The sequence below is a fragment of the Clostridium swellfunianum genome, from assembly GCF_023656515.1.
Lineage (GTDB): Bacteria > Bacillota > Clostridia > Clostridiales > Clostridiaceae > Clostridium_AT > Clostridium_AT swellfunianum.
Genome location: NZ_JAMOFV010000006.1, coordinates 387,739 through 404,397, shown reverse-complemented (window position 1 = coordinate 404,397; position 16,659 = coordinate 387,739). Strand labels below are relative to the sequence as shown.

The following is a 16,659-nucleotide window of genomic DNA, read 5'->3' as shown; positions in this document are numbered from 1 at the left end:
AGACTATAGTCTTTTGCTATAGTCCTTAGAATAACTTATAATCATTTAACCTTAAGTTTAATCATTTTTTTGTCCTTAAATATATATTCTATCCCATAGTTTGGGAGAAACTGAAGCTTGCTTTCGGGGTAAAGTTTTTCAGGATAAAGGCTATGAAGGGGAACTAAAATTTCTGGTTTGATAGTATCTATAATATATTTCAAATGTGAGTGAAAAGCATGACCAGGAGTTCCTATATACTCGTAATCTAGCTTTAGTTTTCTAACAAACTCCTGAAGCTTTTCATAGTCAGGATCGTAAGCTCCAAGAGGTACCGCATTTGAATGTATATAAACGCCTTTTTTTAAATTTAAATCCAAAAGCTCCATTAGGTTTTTAAAGGAATTTTGAACAACATAATTATATGGAGTTAAATTTACTTGCTCATATGATATTGTTCTACAATTTTCTAATAGCTCTGTTAACCATTCTTGCTTATAATTTTTTTCAAAAGTAGATTCTAATTCTTGTGACCTATATATAAGTGCATCTCTGACATTCATTAATTTGTCTAATAAATAGGCTGTTTCTGTCTCTAACACAATTTGTCTCCCTGTTGCCATTGCTGCTTCAACGATATCAGCAAATCTTTCAAGATTTCGTTCAGAAGCATTTACTATTACCAAACCTTTAGCCTTTTCAAATTTATTTATAAACATTTCCTTAACCTGATGCTCTGTATTTATCCCTTCGAGCTCATCAGAGGGCTTAGTATCCTTAGAATCCTTTTCACCATTTATCATTGTTCCTTCCATCATAAGTATATTTGGCTTAAAGCTATTAGCTTTTGAAGCAAAGTTTCTTGTGAATTCCGGATGTTTTCCATGAAGTCTTAGATCCCCAGAGTATACAATCCTGACATCAGGTGTCTCTATAAAAAAACCACAGGCACCAAGAACATCATGATCCAATTGAACAGCAGTAACTTTTATAGCTCCAACACTTAAGACTTCATTATATTTTATAGTTCTATAAGTCCTTTTGCCAGATACACCTTCTTCTATTTTTTCAAGCTCCTTATAGAGCTTCAGTGACTCTTCAGTTAAGTAAACAGGTATATTAGAAGAAATCATCCCCATTGCTCCAATATGATCTAAATGGAGATGAGATATGAATACCGCAGTATCTTTATCACTTTCTTCTGACGATATTATATTATCAATGTTTCTCAAGTCTTTTTTAGAATACAATCCATCTATAGGAGGTATCTTGTTAAGATTAATATAATCTTCAACTAAAGCATGAGGCCTAGTTTTAACAACCGCACTAAATTCATCAGCAGGGCTATAAGTCAATCCAAAGTCAAATATAATCCTGCTGCTTTCATATTCTATTGAAATGATAGTCCCACCAATAGTTTTAAGTCCACTCCAAAATCTTATCTTGGTATTAATCTCTGCCATAATCTATCAGTTCAGCTCCTTTTTATAAAATAAAAAGGAACTAGTTGAGACCTTCACTATAGTTCCTTTTATAGATTGCTTATTTTATTATTCCCTAAATTTAAATTCTATTTCCCTGAAGTAAAAATTTATAGTTATTCTCTATAAAATTAAGCATTACTTTTGCAATCAAAGAATGTCCTTCACTGTTAGGATGAATTCCATCTATACATAAGAACCTGCTGTAATCTCTATATTTAAGAAACTCTGACCTCACATCTACCATAAGGGTTTTTGTTCTGTTTGATACTTCAACAATTATTTCATTGTATGCTTTGTGCCAATTATATATCTCTATCTCCGAGCCTAACCAACTCAAAACATTCTGCTCAGACAATTCATCACCTTTTGTAATCCACTTAAAGTATCTTTTATAATCTAATGGGGGCAATGTCATAAGCACTGGAGTTATATTAGATTTTCTAAATGTATCTATCATGATAAGTAATGTATCACGGAAAGTTGACAAATCAGTATTAGGCTTATGTTCAATATCTGGCTTATGAGCAATTTCATCCCAATCAAAATCACAATCATTACCACCAAACTCAATAAGTACAATATCAGGAGTTTTTTTCAAAACATCATTATACATTTTGCTTATACCTCTTATAATGGTGCTTCCAAACCTTCCTGCATTATATACAGTCCCCTTTATACTGCTTCCAACCAAATTAACAAAGCAATCCTTTAAATTGGAATATCTAGACTTTTCACTGTCATAAACAACTCCCTTTGTTATAGAGTCACCAAAAACAACTAAGTTATAACTTTCCTTTAATTCCATAATACCCTCCTTATTAATATGTATATTTAAATATTCTCATTGACTATCCAATTATAGAAAATGCCCAAGATATCCTCTAGATTTTGCACTCCACCGTAGCCTTTGAACAATGCATTCTCCTTAGTGCATTTAATCCAACTCTTCTCACCCTTTTGAACACTTACAGCATCAAAGGTTTTAGCTTCGTATAAGGTATCAAATAAATCAATGCATACGTACCATCCACATTCACTTATAGTTTCTATTTGAATCCCTGTACTGCAGCTACTTTGAGCTATATTTTCATACCAATTCTGAAGTATACTTAATACTGACATATATTACTCCTTTTATGTAATACGTTAGCAATCAAACTTTATATAACCATTATACTACCCATATAGTCACAATTCAATACATAGTTATTAAAACTATGTATTGTTTTAATTGTATTATAACTAACTAGCTCTTTATTTGACTACCAAATCATATTTCAATATAATTTTCTGTGAAATAATATTTGGTATACATAGAAAGGATAAATGAATGAAAACATTATATGAGAAAGCTAAATTAGGAAATATAATTGCTTCGAACCGTTTTATTAGAAGCGCTACGTGGGAAAACATGGCTAGCGAAGAGGGACATATGACAAATGAGCTTTATGAGCTATATGAAGAACTTGCAAAAGGTGAAGTCGGAATTATAATAACAGGCTATGCTAATATAGTTAAGGAAGAGAAACCTAATGCTGGAATGATGGGTATGTACAACGATTCCTTTATAGATGAGTACAGAAAACTTACTAATATAGTTCATGCTCATGGTTCAAAAATAATTATGCAATTAGCTTATGGAGGAACAAAAACAACCTATAATGTTGAGGATAGAATTATCTTTGCACCGAGCGAAGTTCCTGATTTAACTACTAATGTTAAAGGAAAGCCAATGAGTAGAGAAGATATTGAGTATATAATAGAAGCTTTCGCCGAAGCTGGAAGAAGAGCTAAAGAATCAGGCTTTGACGGTGTCGAAGTCCATGGAGCTCATACTTATTTAATTAATCAATTCTTAAGTCCTTATTACAATAAGAGGACAGATGAATATGGTGGATGTCTTGAAAACAGAATGAGGTTTCTACTAGAAATTTATCAGAGAATTAGAGAGAAAGTAGGCACTAGCTTTCCTATACTAGTTAAGCTAACTGCAACAGAGTTTTTTGACGGAGGTCTAACTTTCCAAGAAACTATACAAATTTGCAAGGAACTTGAAAGAATTGGCTGTGATGGAATTGAGCTCTCAGGAAATATTCACGGAAAAGCAAAATCAATGGTTGGTAAGATTTTTGATGGTCATGAATTAGTGTCTGAAGGGTATTTTATCGAATACGCTAAAATTATAAGTAACGAAACCAATATCCCAATTATTACAGTCGGTGGATTCAGAGATATTACTATCATAGAAAGGATTCTCACAGAAACAAATATAGATTTTTTTGCTCTTTCAAGGCCTTTGCTTACTGAGCCACACTTAATAAAGCGCTGGAAAACAGGAGACAGAACTCCTGCAAAATGTATAAGATGTTCAAAATGCAGAACTCCTGAGGGCAACTATTGTGTAACTTTTAATAAGGTAAACTAAACAAAATGCAGCTGTGATCAAATTGTTCACAGCTGCATTTTGGGTCTGTAAATTATTAAAATATTTTAGAAAGAGTAGGCTTCTAAAACAATATTGCCTAAATAAACTAATGAATAGTATTACTTTACAGTTGCCTGAACTTCATCAACCATTTTTGCTGTAGAAGTAAATCCACCTGTTGATGTATACCAAACTTCTGGGTCAAGATATATTATATGATTATTTTTAAACGCTGAAGTACTCTTAATTAATTCATTTTCTAATGTCTTATTAGCAGTCGTACTTCCGCCTACAATAGCATTTCTATCTACTACAAATAAATAATCAGGGTTCTTTTCTACTATATACTCAAAGGATATACTTTGGCCGTGAGTAGAAACTTCTATATTTTTATCAACTGGAGGAAAACCAAAGGAATTGTGTATAACTCCAAATCTTGAAACTTGTCCATAAGCACTCATAGCACCTTCGTTAACTAAAACTACCAAAGCATTTTTAGAACTTGCAGTTGCTTTTTCATTTAAGACCTTAACTTTATTTTCAATAACCTTAAGCTCTTTGTCTACCACATCTTTTTTGTCAAAAATATTACCTAAAGTTATCATGTTGTTTTTAAAAGAGGCCATATAATCTTCATTATTTATAGCCATATAAACTGTAGGGGCAATCTTCTTAAATTCTTCATAAAGAGTCGCTTGTCTACCAGAAATTATTATTAAATCTGGCTTAACTTCAAATATTTTTTCAAAATTTGGTTCCTTTAGTGTCCCTACATCTGTATATTTATCATCTTTATATTTTTGTAGAAAAGTTGGCAGGCTTCCCTTTGGCAGCGCAGCTATTTCTACACCCATCTTATCAAGAGCATCCACTATACCATAATCAAACACTACTACTTTTTTGGGGTTCTTATTAAGACTCACTTCTCCTAGTTCATGTTTTATATTTATTTTTGTATTTGATTCAACATTTACTTGTGATTTGTTACTCTTTCCTGCCTGTGCATAAACAACAGTTGATACAATAGCAATTACTAGAATTGCAACTATTACTATTACCTTTTTCTTCATTTTCTTTTCCCCTTTATTATAAATTTATTTAAATATTTAAAAGTAAATACAAACTCTATAACTTTCCAAATCTTCTACTCTGAACTCCATTTCATATATGTCTTCTAACACCTCCTTATCAATAATTTCATGAGTAGGACCTTCTTTAGCAATCCTTCCATCCTTTAAGGCAACTATATAATCTGAATAACAAGATGCAAAATTAATATCATGAATAACTAAGATAATTGTTTTTCCTAAATTATCAGCCAAATCTCTTAAGGTTTTCATAATTTGAACCGAATGTTTCATATCCAAGTTATTAAGAGGTTCGTCTAACAGAATATATTCTGTATTTTGAGCAATAACCATAGCTATATAAGCTCTTTGCCTTTGTCCCCCGCTTAATTCATCAAGATACTTGTCTTGTATATCTATAAGCTTCATATATTCTAAGGCCTCATCAATATAACTAATATCATCTTTAGTAAGATTGCCTTGAGAATATGGGAATCTGCCAAAGCTTATTAGCTCTCTAATGGTTAGTCTTATGCTTATATGATTTGACTGCTTTAGTATTGATATTTTCTTTGCAAGTTCATCGCTTTTCCACTGGGAAAGCTCTTTGCCTTCAATAATCACGTCTCCTCCATCTCTCTTTAAAAGGCGACTTATTATAGATACTAAAGTACTTTTTCCCGCTCCATTTGGTCCAATAAAGCTAGTGATTTTACCTTTTGATATTTTTAAAGATACATTATCTACTACACTTTTGTTCCCATATTTTTTTGTTATGTTTTTAACCTCTATCATGCTTTATTCTCCTTTAACAGCAGATAAATAAAATACAATCCACCAATAAAATTAATAATAACGCTTAAAGTTGTACTAAAATTCATAAATCTTTCAATTACTAGTTGTCCGCCAATCAAGGCTACTATGCTTATAAGTATAGAGCCTATTATCAAATAACTATGTTTATAGGTTTTTAAGAACTCTCGAGATAGGTTAACTACAAGAAGCCCTAAGAAGGTTATTGGTCCTACTAAAGCTGTAGATATTGAAACAAGAATTGCTACAACAATAAGCATTCTTTTTACAACCTTGTCATAGTTAACTCCTAGATTAATAGCCTGTTCTCTTCCTAATGATAAAACGTCTAAAATTTTGATGTAGTCATAGGTATAAACAGCTATAATTGCTATGATAACGGTGGATACCCAAAGTATACCTGTATTAACGCTATTAAAGCTTGCAAACATCTTTCCTTGTATTATTGTAAATTCATTCGGATCTATTATCATTTGCATAAAAGAGGATAAGCTTTGAAATAAAGTTCCAAATATTAATCCTACTAACAATAGAAAATAAATGTTACTGTTTTCTTTTCTAAAAAGCACATTAAACAGCAGTACTGAAAAAAACATCATTAAACCAATTGATAAAGCAAAATTTACATTACTATTTATAGTTGTTATGTTTTTAGACCCAAGTACAAAAACAACAAAGGTTTGTATAAACATATATAAAGAATCTAAGCCTAAAACACTTGGAGTTAATATACGATTATTAGTTATTGTTTGAAATATCATTGATGAAAAAGCTATAGTTCCTCCGGTTAAAATGATTGCTAAAGTTTTCGGTATACGTCTCGAAAGCGCGTATTGATAGTTGCTGCTTGTTAACCCCAGGGTAATAAATAATATAATTAGTACTATTGATAATATTGAAATTAAAGCTATTTTCTTTCTATGTCCCATAAGACTTAGCCCCCCTTGATGAAAACAATAAATATAAGAACAAGACGCTGCCTATTACTCCTACAACAAGCCCAATGGAAACCTCATACGGATATAAAATTATTCTTCCTAAAATGTCACAAAACAGAACAAATACCGCTCCTAGCAGTGCTGTATGTGGGATACTCTTTTTCATGTTATCTCCTAGATACATAGTTACTATATTAGGAATTATTAGTCCTAAAAAAGGAACCTTCCCTATTGTTATAACAACTACTGAGGATACTAATGAAATAATGATAATTCCTATATTTACTACTCTGTTATAGTTGAGACCTAAATTAGCTGCAAAATCTTCTCCCATTCCTGCAACAGTAAACTTATTAGCATATAGATAAGCAATTATGAGTAAAGGAACACTAATATATAAAAGTTCATAATTTCCCTTTATAACCATTGAAAAATTTCCCTGAAGCCAAGAAGAAATGTTTTGCACAAGATCATATTTATATGAGAAAAAGGTTGTTATTGAATCAATGATGTTTCCAACCATTATTCCTACAAGGGGAATAAAAACTGCATTTTTAAATTTTATTCTTTTTAATATTTTCATAAACAAAAATGTGCCAGTTAATGCAAAAACAAAAGATATAAGCATTTTTTGTATCGAACTAGCATCTGTAAATATCATTAAAGATACGAGCATTCCCATTTTAGCACTATCCTCTGTTGCGGCGGTTGTTGGAGATACGAATCTATTTCTACTTATCTGCTGCATAATGAGTCCGCTTATGCTCATGCTCATTCCAACTACTATTATGCTGATAAGTCGAGGCACACGGCTTAGAGCTATTACTTTAATCTTATCTTCATTGAAGCGAACTATATCTAAAATAGATATATCTTTTACTCCTACGAAGATAGAAACCATTGATAAAATAATTAAGGCTACAACCAGATATATTTTCTTCATAATACCTCCCAAGCATAATTAACACCTTTTAATTTGACATTTCTATTTTTTATACGATATAATAAGGCAACACTTCATTGACATTGAAATTTATTCTCAACTAATATTAGCATTTTATATTTATGTATTCTTAAAATATATTGAGATTTTTTATAAATATATTGAGATACTTTTAAAGGATAGGTGAACAAGTAGAAATGGTTGTAAATAACTTATGTGCTTCAATGGATAACTTTTATCTCTGTACACATATACCAATGAAGTCTTATAAAACTTGCGGATCCCTAATTTACTCAGTAGGTTATGATGAAGCTTTAGATAAAGTATTTTGTGAAAACAATATTTTTGAAGCTGCAAAAATAAGACTTTTAAACAAGGGAAAAGTCCCTTACATAACAGTCACATGTGTAGATAATATTAATTTTACTGCCTTTAATATTTGTTCTTGCAGCATAAATGAAGGCTTTTTTATTTTTGGGCCATACAAAACTAATGCAGATTTATGTATTGGTAATATAGTGTACAAACCCTTAGACTGTATACCTCATATTGTCTCTTTGTTCTATAATATAAGAAACGATTCATACTTTTTAAAACCAGATAAATCTCAAGCAAATTCTATTGGCTCTTATACAGAAAAGGCTGTTACCTATATAAAAGATAATTTTCATAAACCTATAACTTTAGATGATATCTCTAACCATATAAAGATTAATAGATGTTATTTTTGCAATTTATTCAAAAAAGAGACTGGTAAAACCTATTCTCAGTTTTTAAATGATACAAGAATAGAAAAAAGCAAGGAACTTCTAATTAATACTTCTTTATCGGTACTAGAAGTTTCCCTTTCAGTTGGCTTTAACAATCAAAATTATTTTAATATGATTTTTAAGAAACTTACTAACAAGACTCCTCTTGAGTATAGAAGTAACAACATGGTTTAACTAATATACTACGCACAAAACAGCATGATATACCCATGCTGTTTTTATTTTATTGATGATATTTTATGCTTTACATAAAAATCTAATAAATTTCCATAGATTCCTTGACAGATATTTTTTATCATGTATAATAATAATTAGTTAATAGTTATTATTAATTATTAAAAATTAAAACTATTTATATAAATTAATTAAAATTTAAATTCAACTTTAGGAGGTAAATATATTATGTCATTAATCGGGAAAGAAATTCAGCCATTCAAGGCGCAGGCTTATCAAAACGGAAAATTTGTAGAAGTTACAGAAGGTGATTTTAAAGGAAAGTGGAGCATAGTTTGCTTCTACCCAGCAGATTTTACTTTTGTATGTCCAACAGAATTAGAAGACTTGCAAAATAACTACGAAGAACTAAAATCACTTGGTGCTGAAGTTTACTCAGTTTCAACAGATACTCACTACACACATAAAGCATGGCATGATAGCTCAGAAGCTATTAAGAAAATTACTTACACTATGATTGGTGACCCATCACATGCACTATCAAGAAACTTTGATGTATTAATAGAAGCTGATGGTCTTGCTGATCGTGGTACCTTTATAATAGATCCAGACGGTGTTATTCAAGCTGTTGAAATCAACGCTGGCGGAATTGGACGTGATGCAAGCACTCTAATCAACAAGATAAAGGCTGCTCAATATGTAAGAAACAATCCTGGCGAAGTTTGCCCAGCTAGATGGAAAGAAGGAGCTGCTACACTTAAGCCAAGTCTTGATTTAGTAGGAAAGATATAAAAGGAGAAAGATATGATACTGGACGCAGATATAAAATCCCAATTAGCTCAATATCTTCAACTGATGGAGGGCGACGTGGTCTTGAAGGTAAGTGCTGGGTCCGACGATATATCTAATGACATGCTAGCTCTAGTTAATGAGCTAGCTTTAATGTCATCTAGAATTATTGTAGAAAAAGTTGAACTTTCAAGAACACCAAGCTTTAGTGTGAATCGTGTTGGAGAGGAAACTGGAGTAACTTTTGCCGGTATTCCTTTAGGGCATGAATTTACTTCCCTAGTACTAGCTCTACTTCAAGTTAGCGGAAGACCTTCAAAGGTTGAGGCAAAAGTAATTGATCAAATTAAAAATATTAAAGGTGAATACCATTTTGAATCATATATTAGTTTAAGCTGCCACAACTGTCCTGATGTTGTTCAGGCATTAAACCTGATGAGTATTCTTAACTCAGGCATTACTCATACTATGATTGACGGTACTGCCTTCAAGAATGAGGTAGAAAATAAAAATATTATGGCAGTGCCTACTGTTTATCTAAATGGTGAGTTCTTTGGTAGTGGTCGTATGACAATCGAAGAAATACTTGCAAAGATCGGCGAAGGTTCAGATGCTTCAGAGTTTGATACTAAGGAGCCATTTGATGTGCTAGTTATTGGAGGGGGACCTTCAGGTGCTAGTGCAGCTATCTATTCAGCACGTAAGGGAATTCGTACAGGAATAGTAGCTGAACGCTTCGGTGGTCAAGTGCTTGAAACTGTTGGAATCGAAAACTTTATTAGTGTAAAATATACTGAAGGTTCTAAGCTTGCAGCAAGCCTTGAAGAACATGTTAAAGAATATAATATTGATATTATGAAGGCACAACGTGCTAAAAATATAGAAAAGAAAGAATTAATTGAAGTTGAACTTGAAAATGGCGCTGTTTTAAAGAGTAAGAGTGTAATTATTTCAACAGGTGCTCGCTGGCGTAACGTTGGCGTACCTGGAGAAGCAGAATTTAAGAACAATGGCGTAGCTTACTGTCCTCACTGTGATGGTCCATTATTTAAAGGAAAAGATGTAGCAGTTATTGGAGGTGGAAACTCCGGTATTGAAGCAGCAATCGATCTTGCAGGTATCGTAAAACATGTAACTGTTCTTGAATTTATGCCAGAGCTTAAAGCAGATGCAGTTCTCCAAGAGCGTCTGTATAGCCTTCCTAATGTAACAGTGCTAAAAAATGTTCAAACAAAGGAAATCACTGGAACTGACAAGGTAAATGGAATTACCTACATTGACCGTGCTACAGGTGAAGAATCTCATGTTGAACTTCAAGGTGTATTCGTCCAAATAGGACTTGTACCAAATACAGAATGGTTAGGTAATACAGTTGAACGTAATCGTATGGGTGAAATTATAGTTGATAATCGCGGTGCTACAAGTGTTTCCGGTATATTTGCTGCAGGTGATTGTACAAATAGTCCCTATAAACAGATTATTATATCTATGGGTTCAGGTGCAAGTGCAGCCTTAGGTGCATTTGATTATTTAATACGAAACTAATTTAAAAAGCCGCTTTGATGCCTAGTGATAGCAAAGCGGCTTTTTTATTATTTTACTTACATAATTATCAGTAAACATTTCTTATGAAAATAATGCACTATTACAATAATATTTGCATATCTATGTTATTTATGATACGGTTCATTAGAGTTAATTCTATAAGCTCTATAAATTTGTTCATGTAAGATTACAATCAAAACACTAAAATCTATATCCATTTTAGAAACGGCTAGAGCAATATTTATCTTTTCTTGAATTCGTTCATTTAATTCCTCTTGAGATATTAAAAAACTAATATCACTCTTGCCTGCTAATGCCAGGTCTGAAATTTTTTTTGCTAATTCTTCTGAAGATATCAGGTTTCCTTGTGTGCTTATATGCACTACAAAGCTCTTATCATCTAATTCTTTGAGAACCTGAGTGCAACTCTTACATTCTTTGTAAGATAGTTTACAATACTTTGAAAGTCTTTTAGTATACTCTGCAGTAGCCTCTTTCGCAAATTTATCTCTTATTTTATCCAAGGTTATTACTTTAATATTCATTGTAAAATCTCCACTTATAAATATTAGTACATTTTTTCTAGTAATCCCTTACTTGCATCCCTTTTAAAGAATTTTTCCTAATAGATTGTATTTACTCTTTACCATCTGGTTCTTTATATGTTTACTAGAAGGTGTACTATTTAATTTAGAATTGCTAATTATTATGCTCCACTAATTATTAATAATTTTATTTAATTGCTCCAATAGTATAACTCTCATAAGCTGATGAGGGAATGTCATCCTAGAAAAAGATAACTTATAGTTAGCTCTACTTAAAACTTCCTTTGAAAGTCCTAACGATCCCCCAATTATAAATACCACTTCTTTTCCTTCTCCATGGTCTAAACTCCTAATACTTTTTTTCAGTTCCTCTGTTGTGGCTATTTTTCCTTCAATAGCTAAAGCATAAACATATGCTGTGTCCTTTATGTGCTTTAAAATAGCCTCTCCTTCTTTTGCCTTGATTTGAAATTCTTCTTTTTCAGATGCATTATCAGGTGTCTTTTCATCAGAAACCTCGATTAATTGAAGCCTCACATGTTTACTAAGCTTCTTTGAGTAATCTTCTATTGCATCCCTTAGATACTTTTCTTTAATTTTTCCTACTGCAACTATTGTTATATTCATATCCTTCTCCTCTTTATCAAAACCATGAGAACTGTTATTACCTGGGAAATACCAAGCGTATGTGTTCTTAATTGTTGAGTAGCATCATAAACATATTTTAGCCCATTTTAAAAAAAATGAAAATATTAACGTGTTTATTAAAATTCAATTGGGGGTGTTATATTGGGAAACAAAACTGTATTAACTGGCAATGAAGCGGTAAGTCAAGGTTTTTGGGAGGCTGGTGGCTTCATTGTTTCAAGTTATCCTGGTTCTCCTACAGTAGATATTTTAGAATCTCTAAAAAAATATAAGGATGTAGACAGCGAGTGGGCTTCGAATGAAAAAGTTGCCTTTGAAATAGCTATGGGAGCAAGCTTTGCGGGGGCAAGGTCAATGGTGTCTATGAAACATGTAGGAGTTAACATAGCTGCGGATCCCTTCATGACCTTTACTCAGACAAAAATAAATGGAGGCTTTCTCCTAGTTGTCGGAGATGATCCTGGTCTTACAAGCTCTCAAAATGAGCAAGACAGCAGATTTTGGGGGAAATTTGCTAATATACCTGTATTTGATCCAGCTACACCTCAAGAGGCAAAAGATTATACCATAAAAGCTTTAGAGTTAAGCGAACAATTCGGCACTCCTGCTATGATTAGGCTCACAAGTAGACTTTGCCACAGTAGAGGTATTGTAGAACTAGGTGATAGGGAAAATCTCATGCCTTATGGTTTTAAAGAAGATCAATCAAGATACTGCATGCTGCCTCCTTATTCTAATGAGCAGCAAAAGTTTATGAACGAGAGAATGAATAAGCTTGAGGATTTTAATAATAGCTTCAATTTCAATATTTTAGAAGAAGTTGAAGGTACTGAAACTCTTATAATAACAAGCGGCATGCCTTATGAAGTACTGAAAGAAATTTCTCCAAAGGCATCCATATTGAAGCTTGCTATGGTTTGGCCTTTGCCAGTCGCCCAAATAAAAGAACTATCTAAAACCTATAAAAATTTAATAGTCGTTGAAGAACTTATGCCCTTAATAGAGGAAACACTTAAAGCAATTGGTATAGCAGTAGAGGGGAAAAAATATTTTCCTTATACAGGAGAACTCACAGTTGATACAATAAAAGCTGGTTTGCTTAAAGCCAAAGTAATTGAACTTCATGAAGGTCCAATAGTAGAAAAGACACCTACGGTTCCCCGTACACCTATGCTTTGCGCAGGCTGTCCTCATAGACCTATATACCATATTCTTAAAATGGCAAAAGCAACAGTAATGGGTGATATAGGATGTTACTCTCTCGGGGTCTTAGAACCTTTTGAAGTTCATAAGACTAATATAAGTATGGGAGCTTCTCTAGGATCAGCGCTAGGTATGGCAAAAGTATACAAAAGGCTAGGGGTAAATAAACCAATAGTTGCTACGATAGGTGACGGTACTTTCTTTCATTCAGGTATGACTGGCTTTGTGCAGCTGGCCCAGGCTAAGGAAAATATTACAGTAATTATATTAGATAACAGAACTACTGCAATGACCGGCGGGCAAGTAACTCCAACTACAGGAGATTATTTTAAAGAGGAAAATCTGTATAGTATAAATATACCTGAAGTATTGAGATCTTTCGGGATTGACGACATAACAGTAGTTGATCAATTTGAATATAAAAAAACTAAAGAAATTATACACGCAGCTATAAAAAGGGAAGGTTTATCAGTTATAGTAACTACAAGACCTTGTGCACTAAACTACAAGATTAAAGCTTATCATTATTATGTAGATGATTCCATTTGTATAAGCTGCAGAAGCTGTATACGAGTAAATTGCCCTCCAATATCAATGAAGCAATATGAAGGAAAAGATAAAAAGAATTCATATATAAATCCAGATATGTGTGTTGGCTGCTCTGTATGTTCACAGGTTTGCCCAGTAGGAGCAATTAAGATAAGTAATGCAGAGAGGAGAGATTGATTATGAATATAACTAATATCCTTTTGTGCGGCTGCGGAGGACAAGGGCTTGTTTTGACTACAAAAATTTTATCTGAGGCAGCCTTTGAAGACGGTTATGACTTAAAGACAAGCGATGTAATTGGACTTTCCCAAAGGGGCGGTATGGTATGGGGAAGTGTAAGATTTGGTGAAAAAGTTCACTCTGCTCTTATACCTGAAGGAGAAGTCGATGTACTTTTAGCTTTAGAGCAGCTTGAAGCGCTACGCTGGAGCTATAACTTAAAGCCTAACGCAACGGTTTTATTAAATAAGTTAAGTATCTTCCCAAACAGAGTTCTAATTGAAAAAGAAGAGTATCCTAAAAACATCACGGAACTACTTGCTGATAAAAAACTTCAAGTTATCTTAATTAGTGCTCAGGAGCTTGCAGATAGCCTCGGAAATTCTAAAGTTATGAATTTAGTTATGCTTGGCAGACTATCAACAATCCTTCCTCTAAGCATTGATGCTTGGGAGAGATCTATAGAAAAAAATGTACCTTCTAAAACCATAGAACTTAACAAGAAAGCTTTCTACCTTGGTAGAGAAGCATAACAAAAAACTGATATCTTGAAGCTCAAGATATCAGTTTTTATTATTAATTAAGCGTTAACTCCGCAACATTTCTTGTATTTCTTTCCGCTTCCACATGGACATGGATCATTTCTTCCTACTTTATTCTCATTAACTATTGTCTTTGTTTCTCTCCACTTAACTTGGATTTCTTTTCTCTTTTCCTTTGAGAATATACCTTCCCATTGTGGAAGTTCATAAAGATAGTCTGCTTTCGCATCAAGCATATTGAAATATAACTTTTCAAAGTCTATCTTTAATTCAATCTCTGTATTTTCATTTATGCTTTCAAGATCGATATTTTCTATAAGACTTTCATTTATTCCATCTAGAAATCCCATGAAGAATATGTTTGTTGTTCCAAATTCTTCTGATAAAGCATTGATAGTACCTTTTATTTCTCTTTTATGGTTAGCTAGTACCTTGCTATATATACTTCTTTCTATAGCTCCATACTCATTCCAGAAAGCTGCCTCTCCTCTAGTTTTTACATAATCTACAACCATGTCAGTCCATTGTTTATATAGGCTCATGTTAATTTCTCCTTTTGTTAAAAGTTTTATCTTTTACTATAGTTATTATAATAAAATTATTAACCGTTTTCAATATTTGTAAAAAGTTACTTCTTTAATATACCTTCTATGTCTTCTTTACCAAAAGGCTTAGAAGTATCATGGTTTCCACCTATACTTTGGATGTCTTTATTATCAACCATAATCTTAACCTTCGATACTGATGGAAGTTGTGTTAAAGAGTTCAATATAGACCTCAAGAGCGCTTCCTCTTTTGCTGGACTCATAGTAGTCCTAGCCTCGCCGCTTAAACTTACATAGGCTATTGCATCTTTTATAGAAAAGCTTAACAGCCTGGTTTCCTTAGGAAAAATAGGCTTAAGCCCACTGCCGGCAACATTAGCAGGTCCCTTTAAAAGTTCCTGCATAATAATTTCTCCAACAAGTTCTTCCTTGTTAACAAGCCTTTCTTCTTTCGCTACTTGTGCCTTTTCTTTATTTGATGAGGAATCAAAATACAAATCCAGATTTATATTTTGATCCTTCTCTTTTGGCAAGACAATATTTTTAAGCTTTTCATTATTATTGATACTTAATTTATCCTTCTTTTCGCAACCAGCAAAACTTAGGGTAGAAATAAAAACGGCGCTCGTTAAAATTAATATTTGCAGCCTTCTCATAATGACCCTCCTACCTGTACTCTAAAATTCAATATAGTTACTTGGCATGTCTCTTCTTGCAACAGTCAGACCTATATCTTTATTTAAATCAATGCCTTTTTCCCTTAATATATTAACCACAGTTTGATAAGCAAGCTCTGGATAGTTGTTTGTCTCGCTTAAATGGCCTAATATTACTCTCTTTCTCTTTGAGCCATTTATAAGCTCTGAAATAGCATTTCCACAAGCGTCATTTGAGAGATGTCCAAAATCACTTAAGACTCTCCTCTTTAAGGGATATGGATAAGGTCCAAACTTTAGCATCTCAACATCATGGTTGCTTTCAATAAGAATTACATCCGCATCCTCTATATTTTTCCTGACTATTTCAGAATAATGTCCTAAGTCGGTAGCAACAGCTACCTTCTTTTTCCCATGATATACGGCATAACCTTGAGCTGATGCAGAATCATGTGGTATTTCAAAACTAACTATATCCAAATCCTTAATAGAAACTTGGTTTTCAAGCATAACCCTGATATTATCTTCCTTAATATTTCCAATAGAACTAGGCATAGCCTTCCATGTAAGCTCATTAGCATATATAGGAAGATTGTATTTTCTAGATAAAACCCCTATTCCCTTAACATGGTCTGAATGTTCGTGGGTCACAAAAATTGCATCAAGTTCCGCTGGATTTTGATCTATATCTTTCAACGCTTTTTCAATGCTTTTACCTGGCAAACCCGCATCTATCAATATTTTTGCTTCACCGGAGGATATAAACATGCTGTTGCCGCTGCTGCCACTATATAATGAAGAAAATATCATAAATTATCCTCCTAT

The 16,659-nt window shown here is 32.8% G+C and carries 18 protein-coding genes; 6 read left to right on the top strand and 12 right to left on the bottom strand.

Going from position 1 to position 16,659, the window contains the following annotated elements; all coding sequences use genetic code 11:
* Positions 1 to 41: 41 nt before the first annotated feature.
* The 3 genes from NBE98_RS02040 to NBE98_RS02030 all read right to left on the bottom strand — a co-directional run bounded on the left by NBE98_RS02040 (position 42) and on the right by NBE98_RS02030 (position 2,585).
* Positions 42 to 1,442 (bottom strand): MBL fold metallo-hydrolase, encoded by a 1,401-nt coding sequence (locus NBE98_RS02040; protein WP_250811929.1) that lies wholly within the window; start codon positions 1,440 to 1,442, stop codon positions 42 to 44.
* Between the two features lie 100 nt (positions 1,443 to 1,542).
* Complete coding sequence (locus tag NBE98_RS02035) at positions 1,543 to 2,268, bottom strand: SGNH/GDSL hydrolase family protein (protein WP_250811928.1); 726 nt, start codon at positions 2,266 to 2,268, stop codon at positions 1,543 to 1,545.
* 26 nt (positions 2,269 to 2,294) lie between these two features.
* Positions 2,295 to 2,585 carry an Imm53 family immunity protein gene (locus tag NBE98_RS02030; RefSeq protein WP_250811927.1) on the bottom strand — a complete coding sequence of 97 codons (291 nt, stop codon included), beginning with the start codon at positions 2,583 to 2,585 and terminating at the stop codon, positions 2,295 to 2,297.
* A 208-nt stretch (positions 2,586 to 2,793) separates the two neighbouring features.
* On the opposite strand from NBE98_RS02030, the gene NBE98_RS02025 reads away from it, so the two are divergent.
* Positions 2,794 to 3,888: an NADH:flavin oxidoreductase gene (locus NBE98_RS02025; RefSeq protein WP_250811926.1), complete on the top strand. Its 1,095-nt coding sequence runs from the start codon at positions 2,794 to 2,796 to the stop codon at positions 3,886 to 3,888.
* Positions 3,889 to 4,007: 119 nt separating this feature from the next.
* Here the strand turns inward: NBE98_RS02025 and NBE98_RS02020 are convergent, their stop codons facing one another.
* Genes NBE98_RS02020 through NBE98_RS02005 form a run of 4 tightly spaced genes read right to left on the bottom strand, consistent with a single transcriptional unit; the run spans position 4,008 to position 7,649 of the window.
* Complete coding sequence (locus tag NBE98_RS02020) at positions 4,008 to 4,958, bottom strand: siderophore ABC transporter substrate-binding protein (protein ID WP_250811923.1); 951 nt, start codon at positions 4,956 to 4,958, stop codon at positions 4,008 to 4,010.
* A 36-nt stretch (positions 4,959 to 4,994) separates the two neighbouring features.
* The gene (locus NBE98_RS02015) at positions 4,995 to 5,750 is read right to left on the bottom strand and encodes an iron ABC transporter ATP-binding protein (RefSeq protein ID WP_250811921.1); all 756 of its coding nucleotides are present in this window, start codon (positions 5,748 to 5,750) and stop codon (positions 4,995 to 4,997) included.
* The gene (locus NBE98_RS02010) at positions 5,747 to 6,697 is read right to left on the bottom strand and encodes an iron chelate uptake ABC transporter family permease subunit (RefSeq protein ID WP_250811920.1); all 951 of its coding nucleotides are present in this window, start codon (positions 6,695 to 6,697) and stop codon (positions 5,747 to 5,749) included. Before NBE98_RS02010 ends, NBE98_RS02015 begins: the two co-directional genes overlap by 4 nt.
* On the bottom strand, positions 6,687 to 7,649 hold the full coding sequence (locus NBE98_RS02005) for an ABC transporter permease (RefSeq protein WP_250811913.1): 963 nt from the start codon (positions 7,647 to 7,649) through the stop codon (positions 6,687 to 6,689). The genes NBE98_RS02010 and NBE98_RS02005 overlap by 11 nt, the downstream gene beginning before the upstream one ends.
* A 197-nt stretch (positions 7,650 to 7,846) precedes the next feature.
* Here NBE98_RS02005 and NBE98_RS02000 point away from each other — a divergent pair, with 197 nt between their 5' ends.
* The 3 genes from NBE98_RS02000 (at position 7,847) to ahpF (ending at position 10,927) form a co-directional block, all read left to right on the top strand.
* Entirely contained in the window at positions 7,847 to 8,593 is a 747-nt protein-coding gene (locus tag NBE98_RS02000; RefSeq protein WP_250811911.1) for a helix-turn-helix transcriptional regulator, read from the top strand.
* A gap of 228 nt (positions 8,594 to 8,821) precedes the next feature.
* Positions 8,822 to 9,385 (top strand): alkyl hydroperoxide reductase subunit C, encoded by a 564-nt coding sequence (gene ahpC / locus NBE98_RS01995; protein ID WP_250811909.1) that lies wholly within the window; start codon positions 8,822 to 8,824, stop codon positions 9,383 to 9,385.
* 12 nt (positions 9,386 to 9,397) lie between these two features.
* Complete coding sequence (ahpF, locus tag NBE98_RS01990; protein ID WP_250811905.1) at positions 9,398 to 10,927, top strand: alkyl hydroperoxide reductase subunit F; 1,530 nt, start codon at positions 9,398 to 9,400, stop codon at positions 10,925 to 10,927.
* A 125-nt stretch (positions 10,928 to 11,052) separates the two neighbouring features.
* On the opposite strand, the gene NBE98_RS01985 is transcribed toward ahpF, so the two are convergent.
* Positions 11,053 to 11,472, bottom strand: a complete 420-nt coding sequence (locus NBE98_RS01985; protein WP_250811900.1) for a 23S rRNA (pseudouridine(1915)-N(3))-methyltransferase RlmH — start codon at positions 11,470 to 11,472, stop codon at positions 11,053 to 11,055.
* A 171-nt stretch (positions 11,473 to 11,643) separates the two neighbouring features.
* Positions 11,644 to 12,099 carry a 23S rRNA (pseudouridine(1915)-N(3))-methyltransferase RlmH gene (gene rlmH, locus NBE98_RS01980; protein WP_250811898.1) on the bottom strand — a complete coding sequence of 152 codons (456 nt, stop codon included), beginning with the start codon at positions 12,097 to 12,099 and terminating at the stop codon, positions 11,644 to 11,646.
* A 162-nt stretch (positions 12,100 to 12,261) separates the two neighbouring features.
* On the opposite strand from rlmH, the gene NBE98_RS01975 reads away from it, so the two are divergent.
* The gene (locus NBE98_RS01975; protein WP_250811896.1) at positions 12,262 to 14,049 is read left to right on the top strand and encodes a thiamine pyrophosphate-dependent enzyme; all 1,788 of its coding nucleotides are present in this window, start codon (positions 12,262 to 12,264) and stop codon (positions 14,047 to 14,049) included.
* Between the two features lie 2 nt (positions 14,050 to 14,051).
* Complete coding sequence (locus tag NBE98_RS01970; protein ID WP_250811894.1) at positions 14,052 to 14,624, top strand: indolepyruvate oxidoreductase subunit beta; 573 nt, start codon at positions 14,052 to 14,054, stop codon at positions 14,622 to 14,624.
* 47 nt (positions 14,625 to 14,671) lie between these two features.
* Here the strand turns inward: NBE98_RS01970 and NBE98_RS01965 are convergent, their stop codons facing one another.
* The 3 genes from NBE98_RS01965 to NBE98_RS01955 form a co-directional block, all read right to left on the bottom strand.
* Complete coding sequence (locus NBE98_RS01965) at positions 14,672 to 15,175, bottom strand: SEC-C metal-binding domain-containing protein (protein ID WP_250811892.1); 504 nt, start codon at positions 15,173 to 15,175, stop codon at positions 14,672 to 14,674.
* Positions 15,176 to 15,261: 86 nt separating this feature from the next.
* Positions 15,262 to 15,834, bottom strand: coding sequence for a GerMN domain-containing protein (locus NBE98_RS01960; protein ID WP_250811883.1), 573 nt, complete (start codon positions 15,832 to 15,834; stop codon positions 15,262 to 15,264).
* Positions 15,835 to 15,855: 21 nt separating this feature from the next.
* Positions 15,856 to 16,644 (bottom strand): MBL fold metallo-hydrolase, encoded by a 789-nt coding sequence (locus tag NBE98_RS01955; protein WP_250811880.1) that lies wholly within the window; start codon positions 16,642 to 16,644, stop codon positions 15,856 to 15,858.
* Positions 16,645 to 16,659 lie beyond the last annotated feature (15 nt).

What these genes read in the sequence shown, in the direction of transcription:
- NBE98_RS02040 (WP_250811929.1), bottom strand. Translation starts at nt 1,442, where the DNA reads ATGGCAGAGATTAATACCAAGATAAGATTTTGGAGTGGACTTAAAACT.
- NBE98_RS02035 (WP_250811928.1), bottom strand. Translation starts at nt 2,268, where the DNA reads ATGGAATTAAAGGAAAGTTATAACTTAGTTGTTTTTGGTGACTCTATA.
- NBE98_RS02030 (WP_250811927.1), bottom strand. Translation starts at nt 2,585, where the DNA reads ATGTCAGTATTAAGTATACTTCAGAATTGGTATGAAAATATAGCTCAA.
- NBE98_RS02025 (WP_250811926.1), top strand. Translation starts at nt 2,794, where the DNA reads ATGAAAACATTATATGAGAAAGCTAAATTAGGAAATATAATTGCTTCG.
- NBE98_RS02020 (WP_250811923.1), bottom strand. Translation starts at nt 4,958, where the DNA reads ATGAAGAAAAAGGTAATAGTAATAGTTGCAATTCTAGTAATTGCTATT.
- NBE98_RS02015 (WP_250811921.1), bottom strand. Translation starts at nt 5,750, where the DNA reads ATGATAGAGGTTAAAAACATAACAAAAAAATATGGGAACAAAAGTGTA.
- NBE98_RS02010 (WP_250811920.1), bottom strand. Translation starts at nt 6,697, where the DNA reads ATGGGACATAGAAAGAAAATAGCTTTAATTTCAATATTATCAATAGTA.
- NBE98_RS02005 (WP_250811913.1), bottom strand. Translation starts at nt 7,649, where the DNA reads ATGAAGAAAATATATCTGGTTGTAGCCTTAATTATTTTATCAATGGTT.
- NBE98_RS02000 (WP_250811911.1), top strand. Translation starts at nt 7,847, where the DNA reads ATGGTTGTAAATAACTTATGTGCTTCAATGGATAACTTTTATCTCTGT.
- ahpC (WP_250811909.1), top strand. Translation starts at nt 8,822, where the DNA reads ATGTCATTAATCGGGAAAGAAATTCAGCCATTCAAGGCGCAGGCTTAT.
- ahpF (WP_250811905.1), top strand. Translation starts at nt 9,398, where the DNA reads ATGATACTGGACGCAGATATAAAATCCCAATTAGCTCAATATCTTCAA.
- NBE98_RS01985 (WP_250811900.1), bottom strand. Translation starts at nt 11,472, where the DNA reads ATGAATATTAAAGTAATAACCTTGGATAAAATAAGAGATAAATTTGCG.
- rlmH (WP_250811898.1), bottom strand. Translation starts at nt 12,099, where the DNA reads ATGAATATAACAATAGTTGCAGTAGGAAAAATTAAAGAAAAGTATCTA.
- NBE98_RS01970 (WP_250811894.1), top strand. Translation starts at nt 14,052, where the DNA reads ATGAATATAACTAATATCCTTTTGTGCGGCTGCGGAGGACAAGGGCTT.
- NBE98_RS01965 (WP_250811892.1), bottom strand. Translation starts at nt 15,175, where the DNA reads ATGAGCCTATATAAACAATGGACTGACATGGTTGTAGATTATGTAAAA.
- NBE98_RS01960 (WP_250811883.1), bottom strand. Translation starts at nt 15,834, where the DNA reads ATGAGAAGGCTGCAAATATTAATTTTAACGAGCGCCGTTTTTATTTCT.
- NBE98_RS01955 (WP_250811880.1), bottom strand. Translation starts at nt 16,644, where the DNA reads ATGATATTTTCTTCATTATATAGTGGCAGCAGCGGCAACAGCATGTTT.